Source organism: Pseudomonas sp. RtIB026, assembly GCF_016861355.2.
GTDB classification, from domain to species: Bacteria; Pseudomonadota; Gammaproteobacteria; order Pseudomonadales; family Pseudomonadaceae; genus Aquipseudomonas; species Aquipseudomonas peradeniyensis.
Genome location: NZ_AP023348.2, coordinates 2,455,534 through 2,473,775 on the forward strand (window position 1 = coordinate 2,455,534; position 18,242 = coordinate 2,473,775).

An 18,242-nucleotide genomic window follows, 5' to 3' on the forward strand; every position below is an offset into this window, starting at 1 on the left:
GGCGTCACAGCCACAGGTTGAGCAGGCGCGCGCCGTGGCTGTCGTTGCCGACCCACAGCGTGCCACCCTGGCTGACAAAGCCCTGCCCATCGCTGCCCAGCTCCCAGAACTGACCACGCATGAACACGCTCATGCTTGGGGTGGCGGCGTTGGCGGCCAGCGGCAGTTGCTGCCAGGCGCGTTGTTCGCTCACTGCGCCGCGGCGCAGGGGCAGGTCGGCGGCCTGGGCCTGGTGGCGGTTGCCACGCCAGGGCGCCTGCCAGCTCTGCTTGCCACTGAGGAAGACCGGGTTGGCAACCAGTTGCACCGATTGCGCGGCCAGTTGCCGGTAGTTGGCGGGGTACCAGCTGTCGCTGCCGATCAGCACGCCCAGGCGTCCGGCGGGAGTCTGCAGCACCTGCAGCGGATGCTGCTGGCCGTCGTGGATGTAGCGCCGGCTTTCGCTGTCGGGGTACTGCTGGTGCTGGGGTTGCCCGAGCACCGAACCGTCGCTGGCGAACACCAGGCTGCTGTTGTACAGCGGACCGTTGCCGGTGCGCAGCACGCCGTTCTCCACATAGGGCGCGGGCAGGACGATGGAGCCGGCGACCAGGGTGACGCCGAACTCCCGGGCCAGGTTGCCGAACACCTGCTGGTAGTCGGCGGCCATCTGCGCGGCCTTCATGCGCAGGTGCGCGTCCGAACGGCGATCGTCGCCGCTGGCGGCGAGCATCGCCAGGCCGTAGCGCAGCGGGTTGCTCAGCTCCAGCCACTGCCAGGCCTCGTTGCGCTGGGTGACCTGGTACAGCTCGCGCTTCTCGCCCCGGGCCCACAGCCAGGTGCCGATATGCTCCGGCAACACCACCACGGTGCGCGGGTTGACCAGGCCCTGGGCGCGGGCCTGTTCCAGGTAGGCCGAGAGCTTGCGGTGCAGGCGCGTGAGGTTCTGGTAGTCCCCCGGATACAGCAGCGGCTCGACCCCCAGCAGGTTGCCGTGCTCGCCCGGCACGCCCTGGTTGAGGGCCAGTTCGATGCGCAGGTCGGACAAGTAATGACCCTCCGGGCGCTGCAGGGTCCAGAAGCCGTAGCCGCAGAGGGCGGCAAGGGTGACCAGCGCCAGGGCGCCGGCTAGCAGTTTTCGCATGGAGCGGTCCAGCGTTGTGCAGAAGGAGTGCCCTAGGGTAGTCCTGCTGTGCAGCAGGATCAATAAGTTGTCAGTTTCGATCATTGAGCGGGTTCAAACGCCTGTTTAATGTCGTCCTCAGACAAACGACGGGTCCCGCTGCGCTGCTGTAGAGCGCGGGTAGAGGTGCCCGCATTCCGTGATCACGCCACCTGTGGAGTCCATCCATGGCTACCGACCGTTACCCGCACCTGCTGGCCCCCCTCGACCTGGGCTTCACCACCCTGCGCAACCGCACCCTGATGGGCTCGATGCACACCGGCCTCGAGGAGCGCCCGGGCGGCTTCGAGCGCATGGCTGCCTACTTTGCCGAGCGCGCCCGTGGCGGCGTCGGGCTGATGGTTACCGGTGGCATCGCGCCGAACGACGAAGGTGGCGTGTATTCGGGCGCGGCCAAGCTCAGCACCGAGGAAGAGGCCGACAAGCACCGGATCGTCACCGAGGCGGTGCATGCCGCCGGTGGCAAGATCTGCCTGCAGATCCTGCATGCCGGGCGCTATGCCTACAGCCCGAAACAGGTGGCGCCCAGCGCCATCCAGGCGCCGATCAACCCGTTCAAGCCCAGGGAGCTGGACGAAGAGGGCATCGAGAAGCAGATCCGCGACTTCGTCACCTGCGCAAGCCTGGCCCAGCATGCCGGCTACGACGGTGTCGAGATCATGGGATCGGAAGGCTACTTCATCAACCAGTTCCTCGCCGCCCACACCAACCACCGCACCGATCGCTGGGGCGGCAGCTACGAGAACCGCATGCGCCTGGCGGTGGAGATCGTGAGCCGGGTGCGCGAGGCGGTGGGGCCGAACTTCATCATCATCTTCCGTCTGTCGATGCTCGACCTGGTCGAGGGCGGCAGCACCTGGGACGAGATCGAGCTGCTGGCCAAGGCCATCGAGCAGGCCGGCGCCACGCTGATCAACACTGGTATCGGCTGGCATGAGGCGCGCATCCCGACCATCGCCACCAAGGTGCCGCGCGCGGCGTTCAGCAAGGTCACCGCCAAGCTGCGTGGCGCGGTGAAGATCCCGCTGATCACCACCAACCGCATCAACACCCCGGAGGTGGCCGAGGCGGTGCTGGCTGAGGGCGATGCCGACATGGTCTCGATGGCCCGGCCATTCCTGGCCGACCCGGATTTCGTCAACAAGGCCGCTGAAGGTCGTGGCGACGAGATCAACACTTGCATCGGCTGCAACCAGGCCTGCCTGGACCACACTTTCGGCGGCAAGCTGACCAGCTGCCTGGTCAACCCGCGGGCCTGCCATGAGACCGAACTCAACTACCTGCCGGTGCGGGCGGTGAAGCGCATCGCGGTGGTCGGCGCAGGCCCTGCGGGCCTGGCAGCCGCCACCGTGGCCGCCGAGCGCGGTCATGAAGTGACGTTGTTCGATGGCGCCGCTGAGATCGGTGGGCAGTTCAACGTGGCCAAGCGCGTGCCGGGCAAGGAGGAGTTCTACGAGACCCTGCGTTACTTCCGCAACAAGGTGAAGTCCACGGGTGTCGACCTGCGCCTGAATACCCGTGTCGATGTGGCCGCGCTGGTGGCCGGCGAGTTCGACGAGGTCATCCTGGCCACTGGCATCGCCCCGCGCACGCCGGCCATTCCCGGCATCGACAATGCCAAGGTGCTGAGCTACCTGGACGTGCTGCTGGAGCGCAAGCCGGTGGGCGAGCGGGTGGCGGTGATCGGTGCTGGTGGCATTGGCTTCGATGTGTCCGAATACCTGGTGCACAAAGGCGTGGCCACCAGCCAGGACCGTGAGGCGTTCTGGAAGGAGTGGGGCATCGATACGCGTTTGCAGGCCCGTGGTGGTGTGGCCGGGGTCAAGGCCGAGCCTCATGCGCCGGCGCGCCAGGTGTACCTGTTGCAGCGCAAGAAAACCAAGGTCGGCGACGGCCTGGGCAAGACCACCGGCTGGATTCATCGCACGGGGCTGAAGAACAAGCAGGTGCAGATGCTCAACAGCGTCGAATACCTGAGCGTGGACGATGCTGGCCTGCATCTGCGGGTTGGCGAGGGCGAGCCGCAGTTGCTGGCGGTGGACAACATCGTCATCTGCGCTGGCCAGGATCCGCTGCGTGAGTTGCATGATGGCCTTGTTGCGGCCGGGCAGTCGGTACACCTGATCGGAGGCGCTGATGTGGCGGCCGAGCTGGATGCCAAGCGGGCGATTAACCAAGGGTCGAGGTTGGCGGCGGAACTGTGATTGTTTAAGTCGCGTTTGACTTTAGAGTTGCAGCGTCTGTGAGATCGAGCGCCGCGTGGGCGGCGCTCGATCTGATAGGCGCTGCAAGGGTTGCGGCGGACACCTGGAGGCCTTCACTCGGTCAATGGCCTCCCACCCAAAAGACCTTGAAAGGGATGGTGGTATGCCTCACCCACTTTGCTCCATTCATCCGGCCTCCTGAAGTCGCGAAGGTACGGGCGGCGCCTGGACTGACGCAGCTGTCGCTAGCGAGGTATGAGGATAGACTCCTGATCGGCAACGGCAACGGCAACGGCAACGGCAACGGCAACGGCAACGAGCAGCACGTCTGCATCTGCGTGATCAGATAAACTGCCTTCATGTCTGATTTTTCTCTCCCCCAAGCCCCTCTGCAACGCCTGGACCTGCCTTGGTTGCGCCACGCGGGAATCGAAGCCGCGGTCCTGCGTCTGGACCTGATCGACCCGCTGATCAGCGGCAACAAATGGTTCAAGCTGCGTCATCACCTGATCCAGGCCCGCACGGCCGATGCCCCGGGCCTGATCAGCCTGGGCGGCAACCATTCCAACCATCTCCACGCCCTGGCGGCCGCCGGCAAGCGCTTCGGCTTCGCCACCGCCGGCCTGCTGCGTGGCCACCCCCAGGAAACACCGACGGTGCTAGACCTGCGCGCCCTGGGCATGGAACTGCACTGGCTCGGTTTCGGCGGCTACCGCGCCCGCCATGAGCCCGGTTTCTGGCAGCCCTGGCAGGCCCGGTACCCAGGTTGGCACTGTATCCCCGAAGGCGGTGGCGGCCTGGCCGGTGCCCAGGGCTGCGGGTTGATCGCCGCGCAATGCCGGGCGCAACTGGCAACGCTCGGCTGGACCGACTACGACGCCTGGTGGCTGGCGGCGGGAACCGGCACGACCCTGGCGGGCCTGGTGCTGGAGGAGGCGGGCAGGCATGTGGTCCATGGCGCCCTGGCCGTGCCCCTGGACCACGGCGTGCCGGAAACCGTCGCAACATTGGCGGGCGTGCAGGGCTACCAGCTGCACGACGCCAGCCGCGGCGGCTTTGCCCGTATCGACGACGCGCTGCTGGCGTTTATCGCCGACACCGAACGGCAAACCGGCATGCCGCTGGAGGCGCTCTACACCGGCAAGGCCCTGCTGTCCCTGCGCGACCAGGTCGAGGCCGGGCGTTTCGCCCCCGGCACCCGCCTGATGTTCCTGCACACCGGAGGCCTGCAGGGACGACGCGGCTACTTGTAGGGCAGCATGCGCAGCAGTGTGTTGTCGCGCCGCACATAGTGGTGGTAGAGCCCGGCCAGCGCGTGCAGGCCGATCAGCCAGTAGCCCCAGCTACCGATGCGCTCGTGCCAGCCCTTGATGAACTTGCTCAGGTCCGGATCCGGGGCGACGATGGCCGGCAGCTCCAGGCCATAGAACGGGATCGGCTTGTCGGCGGCGCTGAGGATTGCCCAGCCGGCCAGCGGCAGGCCGATCATCATCAGGTACAGCAGCAGGTGCACCAGGTGCGACAGGCCCGTCTGCCAGGCTGGCGGCCTGGGCACGATCGGCGGGGTGGGGCGCGACAGGCGCAGGGCCAGGCGCAGCCAGACCAGCACGAATACCGTCAGCCCGAGCATGAAGTGCAGGTCTTTCATCAGGTCGCGTTCGGCGCTGCCCTTGGGGAACAGGCCGCGCAGCTCGATGCAGGCGTAGACTGCGGCCAACAGCACCAGCATCAGCCAGTGCAGGACGATCGACAGCCGCGCGTAATGGGTCGCGGGAGTGGATGAAACCATGGTGGATCCTCGTCATCAGGTCAAAAAGGGCGCTCTTGCTGGCGCCTGCCCCTAACTCTAATCGCTGGCGTGGAAATGTGTTTGCTTCAGATCTATCAAACGCGGCCGACACAGCGGGCTTGGGTGATGGCTTTGGGCCTGCACCCGATCTCCATCGCACAAGGATCCTGTGTCAATGAAACGCCTCATCTCCACCCCTCGGGTAGCGCTGTTCGGCGCCCTGTCCCTGCTGCTCGCCGGCTGCGAGCAAAACCCGGCGGTCAAGACGCCACCGATTGCCGCCCTGACCATTCCGCTGTGCGTGAACGACGAATGCGCCGTACTGGACCAGAACGGCGCATTCCGAGTCGCCCCAGGCAGCGAGTTCACCCAGATCTATACCCAACCCTTCACCAACGCCTTCATCTTCGGGCGTGGCGACTACTGGCACCTGGCAAGTGGTGACGGCAAGCAGGTGATTCGCGCCGACCTCACCGACGAGCTCTACACCCTGACCCCTGGCCTGTTCGGCTACGTCCGCAATGGCAAGGTCGGGGTGATGGACGAGCAGGGCAAGGAAGTCCAGCCGGCCATCTTCGACAATGTCTATGTCGGTGGCGACAACGACTTTATCGTCTACGAGATCGACGAACTGCGCGGCATCCTCACGCCTCAGGGCGAGAAGGTCAGCGAGGCGGTATTCGACTCAATGTACGTGCGCGAGGATTTCGCCAAGCGCGGCAACTGGGTGCTCGCCGAGCGCCAAGGCGAAAGCTGGGGATACAACCTCAAGACCAAGGTGTTGCGCAAGCTGGACTTCGACACCATTGTCAGCGCGGCCGACGGGTATCTGGTGGTCTCCCGCGAAGGCGGCGCAGGCAAGGGCCTGGCTGATGCCAACGGCGACCTGGTGATTGCGCTCGACAAGGGCTGGCTGGGCACGCCAGGGGGTGGCCTGGTGGCGTATCGGGATGGTTACGACAAACCTTGTGGCTACCTGGATTATCAAGGCAAGGTCGTGATCGAGGCGCAGTACCAGAACTGCGAGACGTTCGGCAAGGTTGGCGGCATGGTGCAGTTGCCGCGTACCGACGAAGACCGGGGCAAAGCCGGGATGATCGGGCATGACGGCAAATGGCTGATCGAGCCCGAGTACGACTCGATCGGCGACGCGGGTATTGGCCTGCTCGGCATGAGTGGGCACCGCCCTGGTTTCAACCATATCGGCAAGCTGCAGAACATGTTCCTGGCAACCTACGGAACCATCGACCTGGACCAGGGGAAGGTTGTGTTCCAGCCCACCTACAAGCAGATCGGTGTGGTCGCGCCCAAGCGCTATGCCTTCACCGAGCTGAAATCGCCGAAGAAGACGGTCATGCTCCTCGGTAGCCCGAGTGAGACGGATACCGTGGGCCTGATGGACGAGCAGGGCAAGGTGTTGGTCAAGCCGGAACAGTTCGTGTCGTTCAAGCTGTTGGCCGATGGCCATCACCTGCTCGCTGCCGAGGGTAGCAGGTCGGACAACTTGCGCGCACTGTATGACCTCGATGGCAAACTGCTGGTGCCCGCCAAATGGCAAGACCTGGAAGTCGACGAGGCGCGTGGCGCGATCTTCGCCTATCGGGTCGAGGGCAATGGCGACGACGCCGTGCGCACGCTGCGCGCCCTGTATCGTCTGGATGGCAGCGTGGTGTTCGACACCAACCGCCTGCCCTGCGGCGCGGAACAGGTGGTCGACGGCAAGGGGCAGGTGCTGTGGCCGAAGGATGCCCAGGCGCATTGCCCGGCGCCTGAGCCAGTGGCCGAGGCGTCCTGACGCTTGAGCTCCCGTCGCCGGCGAATCGGCGGTGGGGGCTGCTTCAGCGTGGGGGGAGGTCTGGCCAGTTGTCGGCCACCAGGAACATCCGTTCGACCTCTGCCCATGTCCCGTCCGGCTGTTCCTCCACCCTGCTCAGCAGGTGTGCGTGGGCATCGGGCTCCAGCCCTTCCCGCCAGGCGGTGAAGCGCGCTGCATTCCAGCAGGCTTGTGCTTCGAACCGCGCCGGTGCCAGCCATGCGTGGCGGGGCAGGGGCTGCCAGCATCCATTATCGGCTTCGCTCCATTGCGATTGACGTAGCCAGCCACCGCGCAGGTGCCGGGGGTTGGCGCCGTCAGGCGAGTGGGTCTGTCCCGACCGTGGGTAGAACAGGTAGCCGCCAAGCCACAGGTGGGCCTGCACCCGATCCAGGCCCAGTCCGGCCAGCACCGAGTGACTCCGCGATCCGCTCGACATGGGCAACTGGTGCTGTACCAGGTGCGCCAGCTTGCGCCCCAGCCGGTCATGGCAACCGGGGCCGAGCCAGAGGTCCGGGTTGCCGCCGTCACCGCTCGGTGGTCCCAGATAGAGCTTGATGGCCAGCTCCAGGTGATGATCGCCTTCGCGGTCGCGCAGCAGGATGTCCAGTTCGCCCAGGGTGTGCCCGCCGTCGCGGATCGCCAGGTTGGCCGCCAGCAGCTCGATGCCCGGCGCCTGCTGCAGGGCGAACTGCCACAGGCTTTCGTAGTACAGGCCCAGGCGCCGGCTGTTCAGGCGTGTCAGCCAGGCCAGCAGCGGCGCAGGCTCCTGGTCGAGCGACGCGAGCCATTGGCCCAGGCGCTGCGGATCATCGGCCCAGGCGCTGCCCTGCAGCGGGTGGCGCTGGGGGCAGCCGGCCTGCGCCAGCAGCGGGGGCGACAGCAGCGCCCAGGCCAGGTCGCGCACGGCAGGGTGGCGCAGCTGGCGGGGCAGGGACTCGAGGTCGGCGAAGGGCATCATCCTGCGAGCATAGCCGGTTTGCCGCTGGCCGGTCCTTTCGCCCATAATCCCGGCATTGTCACCCCGCCGCAGAGCCTTGCAGGAGCACCATGGAGCAATTTCGCAATATCGGTATCATCGGACGCCTTGGCAGCTCCCAGGTGCTCGACACCATTCGCCGACTGAAAAAATTCCTCCTCGAGCGCCACCTGCACGTGATCCTCGAGGACACCATCGCCGAAGTCCTGCCCGGCCACGGCCTGCAGACCTCCACGCGCAAGCTGCTGGGCGAGGTCTGCGACCTGGTCATCGTGGTCGGCGGCGACGGCAGCCTGCTTGGCGCCGCCCGCGCCCTGGCCCGGCACAACATCCCGGTACTGGGGATCAACCGCGGCAACCTGGGCTTTCTGACCGACATCCGTCCCGACGAGCTGGAAGAGAAAGTCGCCGAGGTGCTCGACGGCCACTACCTGGTGGAGAACCGCTTCCTGCTGCAAGCCGAGGTACGCCGCCACCACGAGGCCATCGGCCAGGGCGATGCGCTCAACGATGTGGTGCTGCACCCGGGCAAGTCGACGCGGATGATCGAGTTCGAGATCTACATCGACGGCCAGTTCGTCTGCAGCCAGAAGGCCGATGGCCTGATCGTCGCCACGCCCACCGGCTCCACGGCTTATGCGCTGTCGGCCGGCGGCCCGATCATGCACCCCAAGCTCGACGCCATCGTCATCGTGCCGATGTACCCGCACACCCTGTCGGGCCGGCCGATCGTGGTGGACGGCAACAGCGAGCTGAAGATCGTCGTGTCCAAGGACCTGCAGATCTACCCGCAGGTCTCCTGTGACGGCCAGAACCACTTCACCTGCGCCCCCGGCGACACCATCACGGTGAGCAAGAAGCCGCAGAAGCTGCGCTTGATCCATCCGCTGGACCACAACTACTACGAGGTCTGCCGCACCAAGCTCGGCTGGGGCAGCCGCCTCGGCGGCAGGGACGACTGATGCTCGATCCGGCGCGCAGTTTCGACATCATCGGTGACGTGCATGGTTGTGCGCTCACCCTCGAACGCCTGCTCGACGCGCTCGGCTACAAGCGGGTCGGCGGGGTCTGGCGCCACCCGCGGCGCCAGGCGCTGTTCCTCGGCGATATCGTCGACCGCGGTCCGCGCATCCGCGAGGCGCTGCACATCGTCCATGACATGGTCGAGGCCGGCCAGGCCTTCTGCATCATGGGCAACCATGAGTACAACGCCCTGGGCTGGGTCACCCCGGCACTGCCCGGCAGCGGCAAGGCTTTCGTGCGCGAGCACACCCCGCGCCATGCCCGGCTGATCGACGAGACCCTCACCCAGTTCGCCCAGCATCCTGGCGACTGGCACGATTTCATCCAGTGGTTCTATGAGCTGCCGTTGTTCGTCGACGCCGGGCGCTTCCGCCTGGTGCACGCCTGCTGGGACCCGCGGCTGATCGAGCCGCTGCGCCAGCAGTACCCCACGGGCCGCATCGACGAGCACTTCGTGCAGGCGTCGGCGGTGTCCGGCAGTTTCGCCGCCACGGTGTGCAACCGCCTGCTGCGCGGCACCGACATGCGCCTGCCGGACGGTCTGACGCTGACCGGCGGCGACGGCCTGACCCGCGCCTTCTTCCGCACCAAGTTCTGGGAGGAAGACCCGCAGACCTACGGCGACATCGTTTTCCAGCCCGACGCGCTGCCCGACGAAGTGGCCCGCACGCCCCTCAGCCACAGCCAGAAGAACGCCCTGCTGCGCTACGACGAGGACGAGCCGCTGCTGTTTGTCGGCCACTACTGGCGCAGCGGACGCCCGGCGCCGATCCGGGGCAACCTGGCGTGCCTGGACTACAGCGCCGTGCTCTACGGCAAGCTGGCGGCCTACCGCCTGGATGACGAAACCCGCATTGACCCGCACAAGTTCGTCTGGGTCGACGTCGACCGTCCGCAGGCCAGCCAATGAACGTGATCGAAGTACTGCGCCTGCCGCTGGCGGTCGACCTCAGTGGTTTCGTCGCCTTGCTGCGGCGCCTGCAGGTACCGCACCGGGTGGTGGAGGAGGGCGAGGAGCAGGTGCTGTGGGCGCCGCCGGCCATGGCCGGGGACGTGCTCGAGCTGTACCGGCGTTTCCCTGATGGCAATGCCGATCTGCAAGCCTTGCCGGAACCCGTGGAAGTCGCTCCGGCGCCGCCTTCGCTTAAGGAACAGGCCCTGGCCTGCAAGGTCACCGCTGCGGTGCTGATCCTGAGCCTGGTGGTCGCCGGGGTAACCGGCCTGGGCGACAACCTGTCGACCATCGGCTGGTTCACCTTCCTGTCGTTCAAGGTGCAGGGCGACTACCTGTACTTCACCCCGTTGCTCCAGGGCCTGGCCGAAGGCCAATGGTGGCGCCTGGTGTCACCGATGCTGCTGCACTTCGGCGTGCTGCACCTGGCAATGAACGGCCTGTGGTATTGGGAGCTGGGCAAGCGCATCGAGTTGCGCCAGGGCCCGTGGATGCTGCTGGGGCTGACGTTGCTGTTCAGCCTGGTGTCCAACCTGGCCCAGCATTTCACCAGCGGCCCGAGCCTGTTCGGCGGCCTGTCCGGGGTGCTTTACGGCTTGCTCGGGCATGTCTGGCTGTACCAGTGGCTGGCGCCCAATCCGCAGTTCAACCTACCCAAAGGCGTGTTGGTGATGATGCTGATCTGGCTGGTGATCTGCCTGAGCGGCGTGGTCGGTCAACTGGGCTTCGGCCAGATCGCCAACGCCGCCCATGTCGGCGGGTTGCTCATCGGATGCCTGACCGGCCTCTTGGGCGGATGGCTTGCCCGGCGTAAACTGACCGCCTGACTGAGGAGACACCATGTCCACGTTCGCGCAAATGATCGAAAACATCACCCCCGAGATCTACGAGAGCCTGAAGACGGCCGTGGAGATCGGCAAATGGTCCGACGGCCGCAAGCTGACCGCCGAACAGAAGGAGCTGTCGCTGCAGGCGGTGATCGCCTGGGAGATGAAAAACCTCCCCGAAGAGCAGCGCACCGGCTACATGGGCCCGCAGGAGTGCGCCTCGAAGTCGGCGCCGATCGCCAACATCCTGTTCAAGTCGGACTCGGTACATTGATCGAACTCGCTCGTGGCTCTTTGAGCAAGATGGCGGTGCGCCTGGACGCACCGGTCGTTCAATACAGTTTCCGCCTGGATGACGCCGAGGTGCCGGTCAACCCGCTGATCGGCCAGTCGATCCGCCTGGAATACCTCGGCGCGATCCACTGCACCCACTGCGGCAAGCGCACCAAGACCAGCTTCAGCCAGGGTTACTGCTACCCGTGCATGACCAAGCTGGCCCAGTGCGACGTGTGCATCATGGCCCCGGAGAAATGCCACTACGACGCCGGCACCTGCCGGGAGCCTTCGTGGGGCGAGCAGTTCTGCATGACCGACCACGTGGTCTACCTGGCCAACTCGTCGGGCATCAAGGTCGGCATCACCCGCGCCACCCAGCTGCCCACCCGCTGGCTCGACCAGGGTGCCAGCCAGGCGCTGCCGATCATGCGCGTGGCCACTCGTCAGCAATCCGGGCTGGTCGAGGACGTGCTGCGCAGCCAGGTGCCGGACCGCACCAACTGGCGCGCGTTGCTCAAGGGCGACGCCGAGGTGCTCGACCTGCCGGCCATCCGCGAACAGATCTTCGACGCCTGCGCCGACGGCATCCGCGGCCTGCAGGAACGCTTCGGGTTGCAGGCCATCCAGCCGTTGCCCGACGCCGAGGTGGTGCAGATGCGCTACCCGGTCGAGGCCTACCCGAAAAAGATCGTCAGCTTCAACCTCGACAAGGACCCGGTCGTGGAAGGCACACTGTTGGGCATCAAGGGCCAGTACCTGATCTTCGACACCGGCGTGATCAACATTCGCAAGTACACGGCCTACCAGCTGGCCGTGCTCCAGTAAAAGGATCGTCACCATGCGTACCGAACAACCGCAAGTGATCTACCTCAAGGACTATCAGGCCCCCGAATACCTGATCGACGAGACCCACCTGACCTTCGAACTGTTCGAGGACCACAGCCTGGTCCATGCGCAGCTGGTCATGCGCCGCAACCCCGAGCGCGGCGCCGGCCTGCCGCCGCTGGTGCTCGATGGCCAGCACCTGGAGCTGCTGAGCGTGCAGCTGGACGATCAGGCGCTGGGCGCCAACGACTACCAGCTCGATGACGACAGCCTCACCGTGCATCCCAAGGCCGAACGCTTCACCCTGGATACCAGCGTGAAGATCCACCCGGAAAGCAACACCGCACTGGAAGGCCTGTACAAGTCCGGCAAGATGTTCTGCACCCAGTGCGAGGCCGAGGGCTTTCGCAAGATCACCTACTACCTCGACCGTCCGGATGTGATGAGCACCTTCACCACCACGGTGATCGCCGAGCAGCATCGCTATCCGGTGCTGCTGTCCAACGGCAACCCGGTCGGTGACGGCCCGGCTGAAGGCGGCCGCCACTGGGCGACCTGGGAAGACCCGTTCAAGAAGCCGGCCTACCTGTTCGCGCTGGTGGCCGGTGACCTGTGGTGCGTCGAGAGCGAGTTCACACGCCAGTCCGGCCGTGAGGTGACCCTGCGCATCTATGTCGAGGAGGAGAACCTCGACAAGTGCGACCACGCCATGGTCAGCCTGAAGAAGTCGATGCGCTGGGACGAGGAAGTCTATGGTCGCGAGTACGACCTGGACATCTTCATGATCGTCGCGGTCAACGACTTCAACATGGGCGCCATGGAAAACAAGGGCCTGAACATCTTCAACTCCAGCTGCGTGCTGGCCCGCGCCGAGACCGCCACCGACGCCGCCCACCAGCGTGTCGAGGGCGTGGTCGCCCACGAGTACTTCCACAACTGGTCGGGCAACCGCGTGACCTGCCGCGACTGGTTCCAGCTGTCGCTCAAGGAAGGCTTCACGGTGTACCGCGATGCCGAGTTCAGCGCCGACATGAACTCGCGCACGGTCAAGCGCATCGAGGATGTCGCCTACCTGCGCACCCACCAGTTCGCCGAGGATGCCGGCCCCATGGCCCACCCGGTGCGTCCGGCGAGCTTCATCGAGATCTCCAACTTCTACACCCTGACCGTGTACGAGAAGGGCGCCGAGGTCGTGGGCATGGTCCATACCCTGCTGGGCGCCGAGGGCTTCCGCAAGGGCAGCGACCTGTACTTCGAGCGTCACGACGGCCAGGCGGTGACCACCGACGACTTCATCAAGGCCATGGAAGACGCCAACGGCGTCGACCTGACCCAGTTCAAGCGCTGGTACAGCCAGGCCGGCACGCCGCGCCTGGAGGTCAGCGAGGCCTATGACGGCGCCGCGCAGACCTACAGCCTGACCTTCCGCCAGAGCTGCCCGCAGACCCCGGACAAGGTCGAGAAACTGCCGTTCGTGATCCCGGTGGCCCTGGGCCTGCTGGACGCCGAGGGCAACGACCTGCCGCTGCGCCTGGTGGGCGAGGCGCAGGCCGTCGGCAGCAGCCGCGTGCTGTCGGTGACCGAGGCCGAGCAGACCTTCACCTTCGAGGGGATCAAGGCCAAGCCGCTGCCGTCGCTGCTGCGTGGCTTCAGCGCACCGGTCAAGCTGGGCTTCCCGTACGACCGCGACCAGCTGATGTTCCTCATGCAGCACGACAGCGACGGCTTCAACCGCTGGGAAGCCGGCCAGCAGCTGTCGGTACAGGTACTGCAGGAGCTGATCGGCCAGCATCAGCGCGGCGAAGCGCTCACGCTTGACCAGCGCCTGATCACCGCCCTGGCTACCGTGCTTGGCAATGCGTCGCTGGACCCGGCCATGGTCGCCGAGATGCTCTCGCTGCCGGGCGAGGCCTACCTCACCGAAATCAGCCAGGTGGCCGACGTCGATGCGATCCACGCCGCTCGCGAGTTCGCCCGCCAGCAGATCGCCGAGCAGTTGTTCGACGCCCTGTGGTCGCGCTACCAGGCCAACCGCGAGGTGTCGCGCAAGACGGCCTACGTGGCCTCTGCCGAGCACTTCGCCCGTCGCAGCCTGCAGAACATTGCCCTGTCGTACCTGATGCTGACCGGCAAGGCGCTGGTGCTCGAGGCGACCCTGGAGCAGTTCGAGCACTGCGACAACATGACCGAGCGCCTCACCGCCCTGGCGGTGCTGGTCAACTCGCCATTCGAGGCCGAGCGGGCCAAGGCGCTGGAGGCCTTCGCCGAGCACTTCAAGGACAACCCGCTGGTCATGGATCAGTGGTTCAGCGTACAGGCGGCCAGTGCACTGCCGGGCGGCCTGGCGCGGGTCCAGGCGTTGATGGAGCACCCGGCCTTCACCCTGAAGAACCCGAACAAGGTGCGGGCGCTGGTCGGTGCCTTCGCCGGGCAGAACCTGGTCAACTTCCACGCCGCCGATTGTTCGGGGTACCGCTTCCTGGCGGACCTGGTGATCGAGCTCAACGCGCTGAACCCGCAGATCGCCTCGCGCCAGCTCGCACCGCTGACCCGCTGGCGCAAGTACGACGACAAGCGCCAGGCGTTGATGAAGGGCGAGCTGGAGCGGATTCTCGCGTCCGGGGCGCTGTCCAGCGATGTGTATGAGGTGGTGAGCAAGAGCCTCGCTTGAGACCCCTGGGGCTGCTGCGCAGCCCTTTCGCGGCACAAGGCCGCTCCTACAGGGGGCCGCGATCCTCTGTAGGAGCGGCCTTGTGCCGCGAAAGGGCCGCGCAGCGGCCCCAATTGTTCTTGTGGTTAACAAAACATAACGTCCCGCTCGTTGTGTTCCGCCGAACAACCCCGATACGATGACCCGAAGCTATTCCAGGGCTCTGGAACAGGGTTTTCGCAGTACCTGGCAATAGATTGACCCACCACAAGAACACAACAGGGGGCAGTCATGAGAGAGCGGGCAAGGGCACGCTACAGCCTGGCGGCCAGCGCGATGCTGGCGCTGACGCTGAGTATCGGGGCCGGGCAAGTCCTGGCGGCGGTGGCCGCCGAGGAATACTCGGTAGAGTCGGCCAAGGCCAGCCAGAGCCTGTTGATCGGCGCCACCCACGCCGGGCAGCGCCTGGTGGTGGTCGGCGACCGCGGCCACATTCTGTTCTCCGACGACCAGGGCCATACCTGGACCCAGGCCCGGGTCCCCACCCGGCAACTGCTCACTGCGGTGTTCTTCCTTGACGACAAGCGCGGCTGGGCCGTCGGCCACGACGCGCAGATCCTCGCCAGCAGCGACGGCGGCGCGACCTGGAGCAAGCAGTTCGAAGACCTGTCCCGCGAAGCCCCCTTGCTCGATGTGCGCTTCCTCGATCCGCAGCACGGCTTCGCCGTGGGCGCCTACGGTGCCGTGCTGGAAACCCTCGATGGCGGCCAGCACTGGCAGGACGTCGCCGAGCGCCTGGACAACCCCGAGCAGTTGCACCTCAACGCCATCACCCAGGTGAAGGACGCCGGCCTGTTCATTGTCGGCGAGCAGGGCGGCATGTTCCGCTCCAGCGATGCCGGCCAGCGCTGGACCAAGGTCCAGGGCCCCTACGAGGGCTCGCTGTTCGGCGTGATCGGCACCGCCCAGCCCAACACCCTGCTGGCCTACGGCCTGCGCGGCAACCTGTTCCGCTCAACTGATTTCGGCGACAGCTGGCAGCCGATCGAGCTCAAGGCCGAGCGTGGCCCGCTCGAATTCGGCCTGGCAAGCGCTACGCTTCTCGAAGACGGCAGCCTGGTGCTGGTCGGCAACGGTGGCAGCGTGCTGCGCAGCCATGACGACGGGCAGACCTTCAGCGTGCGCAACCGCGCCGACCGCATCGCCCTGTCGGGCGTCAGCGGCCTGGGCGGCGGCGGCCTGCTGCTGGTCGGGCAAGGGGGCGTGCACCTGGCCTCGGCCGACGGCACCCAGGAGGCGCGTCCATGACCAGCCGGGAGAGCTTCGACATGCAGCACAAGGACAAGGCCACCCTGCTGGAACGCCTGATCTTCAACAACCGCCCCATCGTCATCGCCATCTGCGTGCTGGTGAGCATCTTCCTGTTCTGGCAGGCCACGCAGATCCGCCCCTCCACCAGCTTCGAGAAGATGATCCCGCTGCAGCATCCGTTCATCGAGCAGATGCTCGAGCACCGCAACGACCTGGCCAACCTCGGCAACACCGTGCGTGTGTCGGTGGAGTCGACCAAGGGTGACATCTTCGACAAGGACTACATGGAGACCCTGCGCCAGATCCATGACGAAGTCTTCTACATCCCCGGCGTCGACCGCGCCGGCCTGAAGTCGCTGTGGAGCCCCAGCGTGCGCTGGAGCGAGGTCACCGAGGAAGGCTTCTCCGGCGGCGAGGTGATCCCCAACACCTACAACGGCTCCCAGGACAGCCTCGACACCCTGCGCGACAACGTGCTCAAGTCCGGCCAGGTCGGGCGCCTGGTGGCCAACAACTTCAAGTCCAGCATCATCGACATTCCGCTGTTGGAGAGCCACCCCGATCCGCAGGATCCGGGCAAGCAGGTCAAGCTCGACTACCAGCAGTTCTCGCATCAGCTGGAAGAGAAGATCCGCGACAAGTTCCAGGCACAGAACCCCAATGTGAAGATCCACATCGTCGGCTTTGCCAAGAAGGTCGGCGACCTGATCGACGGCCTGGTGATGGTGGCGATGTTCTTCGGCGTGGCGCTGGTGATCACCTGGGCGCTGCTGTACTGGTTCACCTGGTGCATCCGCAGCACCATCGCCGTGCTCATCACCACCCTGGTGGCGGTGGTCTGGCAGCTGGGGCTGATGCATGCGGTGGGCTTCGGCCTGGACCCGTACTCGATGCTGGTGCCGTTCCTGATCTTCGCCATCGGCATCTCCCACGGGGTGCAGAAGATCAACGGCATCGCCCTGCAGTCGAGCGACGCCGACAACGCCCTGACCGCGGCGCGGCGCACCTTCCGCCAGCTGTTCCTGCCGGGGATGATCGCCATTCTCGCCGACGCCGTGGGCTTCATCACCCTGCTGATCATCGACATCGGGGTGATCCGCGAGCTGGCCATCGGCGCCTCGATCGGCGTGGCGGTGATCGTCTTCACCAACCTGATCCTGTTGCCAGTGGCGATCAGCTACGTCGGCATCAGCCAGAAGGCCATCGCCCGCAGCAAGAAGGACGCCACCCGCGAGCACCCGTTCTGGCGCCTGCTGTCCAACTTCGCCAGCGCCAAGGTGGCGCCGGTGTCGGTGGTGCTGGCGCTGCTGGCCTTCGCCGGTGGCCTCTGGTACAGCCAGAACCTGAAGATCGGCGACCTCGACCAGGGCGCGCCGGAGCTGCGCCCGGACTCGCGCTACAACCAGGACAACAGCTTCATCATCAGCAATTACTCGACCAGTTCCGACGTGCTGGTAATCATGGTCAAGACCCCGGCCGAGAGTTGCTCGATCCACTCGACCATGGCGCCGATCGACGAGTTGATGTGGACCATGGACAACACCCCGGGGGTGCAGTCGACCATTTCCCTGGTGACCGTGTCGAAACAGGTCATCAAGGGCATGAACGAGGGCAGCCTGAAATGGGAAACCCTGTCGCGCAACCCGGACATCCTCAACAACTCCATCGCCCGCGCCGATGGCCTGTACAACGCCGACTGCTCGCTGGCGCCGGTGCTGGTGTTCCTCAACGACCACAAGGCCGAGACCCTGGAGCGGGTCACCGCCGCGGCCAAGGCCTTTGCCGACAGCCACAACAAGGACGGCCTGCAGTTCCTCCTGGCGGCGGGTAACGCCGGCATCGAGGCGGCCACCAACGAAGTGATCAAGTCGGCCGAGCTGACCATCCTCATCCTGGTCTACATCTGCGTGGCGGTGATGTGCATGATCACCTTCCGCTCCTTCGCCGCGACGCTGTGCATCGTCCTGCCGCTGGTGCTGACCTCGGTGCTCGGCAACGCGCTGATGGCGTTCATGGGCATCGGCGTGAAGGTCGCCACGCTGCCGGTGGTGGCGCTGGGCGTGGGCATCGGCGTGGACTACGGCATCTACATCTACAGCCGCCTGGAGAGCTTCCTGCGCGCCGGCCTGCCGTTGCAGGAGGCCTACTATGAAACCCTGCGCTCCACCGGCAAGGCAGTGCTGTTCACCGGCCTGTGCCTGGCCATCGGCGTGTGCACCTGGATCTTCTCGGCCATCAAGTTCCAGGCCGACATGGGCCTGATGCTGACCTTCATGCTGTTGTGGAACATGTTCGGCGCCCTGTGGCTGCTGCCGGCGCTGGCGCGGTTCCTGATCAAGCCGGAGAAGCTGGCGGGCAAGGAAGGCGGGTCGATCTTCGCTCACTGACCAAGGCGGCAGTAGAGTCTGTGGGAGCGGGTTTACCCGCGAAT

At 65.8% G+C, this 18,242-nt stretch carries 14 protein-coding genes; 11 read left to right on the plus strand and 3 right to left on the minus strand.

Going from position 1 to position 18,242, the window contains the following annotated elements:
- Nucleotides 1–4: 4 nt before the first annotated feature.
- On the minus strand, nt 5–1,123 hold the full coding sequence (locus PRtIB026_RS11195) for a nitrilase-related carbon-nitrogen hydrolase (protein ID WP_203647518.1): 1,119 nt from the start codon (nt 1,121–1,123) through the stop codon (nt 5–7).
- Nucleotides 1,124–1,329: 206 nt separating this feature from the next.
- Here PRtIB026_RS11195 and PRtIB026_RS11200 point away from each other — a divergent pair, with 206 nt between their 5' ends.
- On the plus strand, nt 1,330–3,366 hold the full coding sequence (locus PRtIB026_RS11200) for an NADPH-dependent 2,4-dienoyl-CoA reductase (protein WP_203647517.1): 2,037 nt from the start codon (nt 1,330–1,332) through the stop codon (nt 3,364–3,366).
- Between the two features lie 359 nt (nt 3,367–3,725).
- Nucleotides 3,726–4,619 (plus strand): 1-aminocyclopropane-1-carboxylate deaminase/D-cysteine desulfhydrase, encoded by an 894-nt coding sequence (locus PRtIB026_RS11205; protein ID WP_203647516.1) that lies wholly within the window; start codon nt 3,726–3,728, stop codon nt 4,617–4,619.
- Here the strand turns inward: PRtIB026_RS11205 and PRtIB026_RS11210 are convergent.
- Entirely contained in the window at nt 4,610–5,155 is a 546-nt protein-coding gene (locus PRtIB026_RS11210; RefSeq protein ID WP_203647515.1) for a cytochrome b, read from the minus strand. The genes PRtIB026_RS11205 and PRtIB026_RS11210 overlap by 10 nt on opposite strands.
- 175 nt (nt 5,156–5,330) lie before the next feature.
- Between PRtIB026_RS11210 and PRtIB026_RS11215 the strand changes: the two genes are divergently transcribed.
- Nucleotides 5,331–6,950, plus strand: coding sequence for a WG repeat-containing protein (locus PRtIB026_RS11215; protein ID WP_203647514.1), 1,620 nt, complete (start codon nt 5,331–5,333; stop codon nt 6,948–6,950).
- A gap of 43 nt (nt 6,951–6,993) precedes the next feature.
- Here PRtIB026_RS11215 and PRtIB026_RS11220 read toward each other — a convergent pair whose 3' ends face one another.
- On the minus strand, nt 6,994–7,974 hold the full coding sequence (locus PRtIB026_RS11220) for a DUF1853 family protein (RefSeq protein WP_203647513.1): 981 nt from the start codon (nt 7,972–7,974) through the stop codon (nt 6,994–6,996).
- Nucleotides 7,975–8,018: 44 nt separating this feature from the next.
- Between PRtIB026_RS11220 and PRtIB026_RS11225 the strand changes: the two genes are divergently transcribed.
- From PRtIB026_RS11225 to PRtIB026_RS11260, 8 genes are all read left to right on the plus strand, one after another.
- Nucleotides 8,019–8,909, plus strand: a complete 891-nt coding sequence (locus PRtIB026_RS11225; protein ID WP_023632574.1) for an NAD(+) kinase — start codon at nt 8,019–8,021, stop codon at nt 8,907–8,909.
- Entirely contained in the window at nt 8,909–9,880 is a 972-nt protein-coding gene (locus tag PRtIB026_RS11230; protein ID WP_203647512.1) for a metallophosphoesterase, read from the plus strand. The genes PRtIB026_RS11225 and PRtIB026_RS11230 overlap by 1 nt, the downstream gene beginning before the upstream one ends.
- On the plus strand, nt 9,877–10,749 hold the full coding sequence (locus PRtIB026_RS11235; RefSeq protein ID WP_203647511.1) for a rhomboid family intramembrane serine protease: 873 nt from the start codon (nt 9,877–9,879) through the stop codon (nt 10,747–10,749). The genes PRtIB026_RS11230 and PRtIB026_RS11235 overlap by 4 nt, the downstream gene beginning before the upstream one ends.
- Nucleotides 10,750–10,762: 13 nt before the next feature.
- Nucleotides 10,763–11,023 (plus strand): YeaC family protein, encoded by a 261-nt coding sequence (locus PRtIB026_RS11240; RefSeq protein WP_011532970.1) that lies wholly within the window; start codon nt 10,763–10,765, stop codon nt 11,021–11,023.
- A complete protein-coding gene (locus tag PRtIB026_RS11245) occupies nt 11,020–11,850 on the plus strand; it encodes a DUF2797 domain-containing protein (RefSeq protein WP_028692915.1) in 831 nt (276 codons plus the stop codon). Before PRtIB026_RS11240 ends, PRtIB026_RS11245 begins: the two co-directional genes overlap by 4 nt.
- Nucleotides 11,851–11,863: 13 nt before the next feature.
- Nucleotides 11,864–14,521: an aminopeptidase N gene (gene pepN, locus PRtIB026_RS11250; protein ID WP_203647510.1), complete on the plus strand. Its 2,658-nt coding sequence runs from the start codon at nt 11,864–11,866 to the stop codon at nt 14,519–14,521.
- Between the two features lie 270 nt (nt 14,522–14,791).
- On the plus strand, nt 14,792–15,808 hold the full coding sequence (locus PRtIB026_RS11255) for a WD40/YVTN/BNR-like repeat-containing protein (RefSeq protein ID WP_203647509.1): 1,017 nt from the start codon (nt 14,792–14,794) through the stop codon (nt 15,806–15,808).
- Nucleotides 15,805–18,198: an efflux RND transporter permease subunit gene (locus PRtIB026_RS11260; protein ID WP_203647508.1), complete on the plus strand. Its 2,394-nt coding sequence runs from the start codon at nt 15,805–15,807 to the stop codon at nt 18,196–18,198. The genes PRtIB026_RS11255 and PRtIB026_RS11260 overlap by 4 nt, the downstream gene beginning before the upstream one ends.
- Nucleotides 18,199–18,242 lie beyond the last annotated feature (44 nt).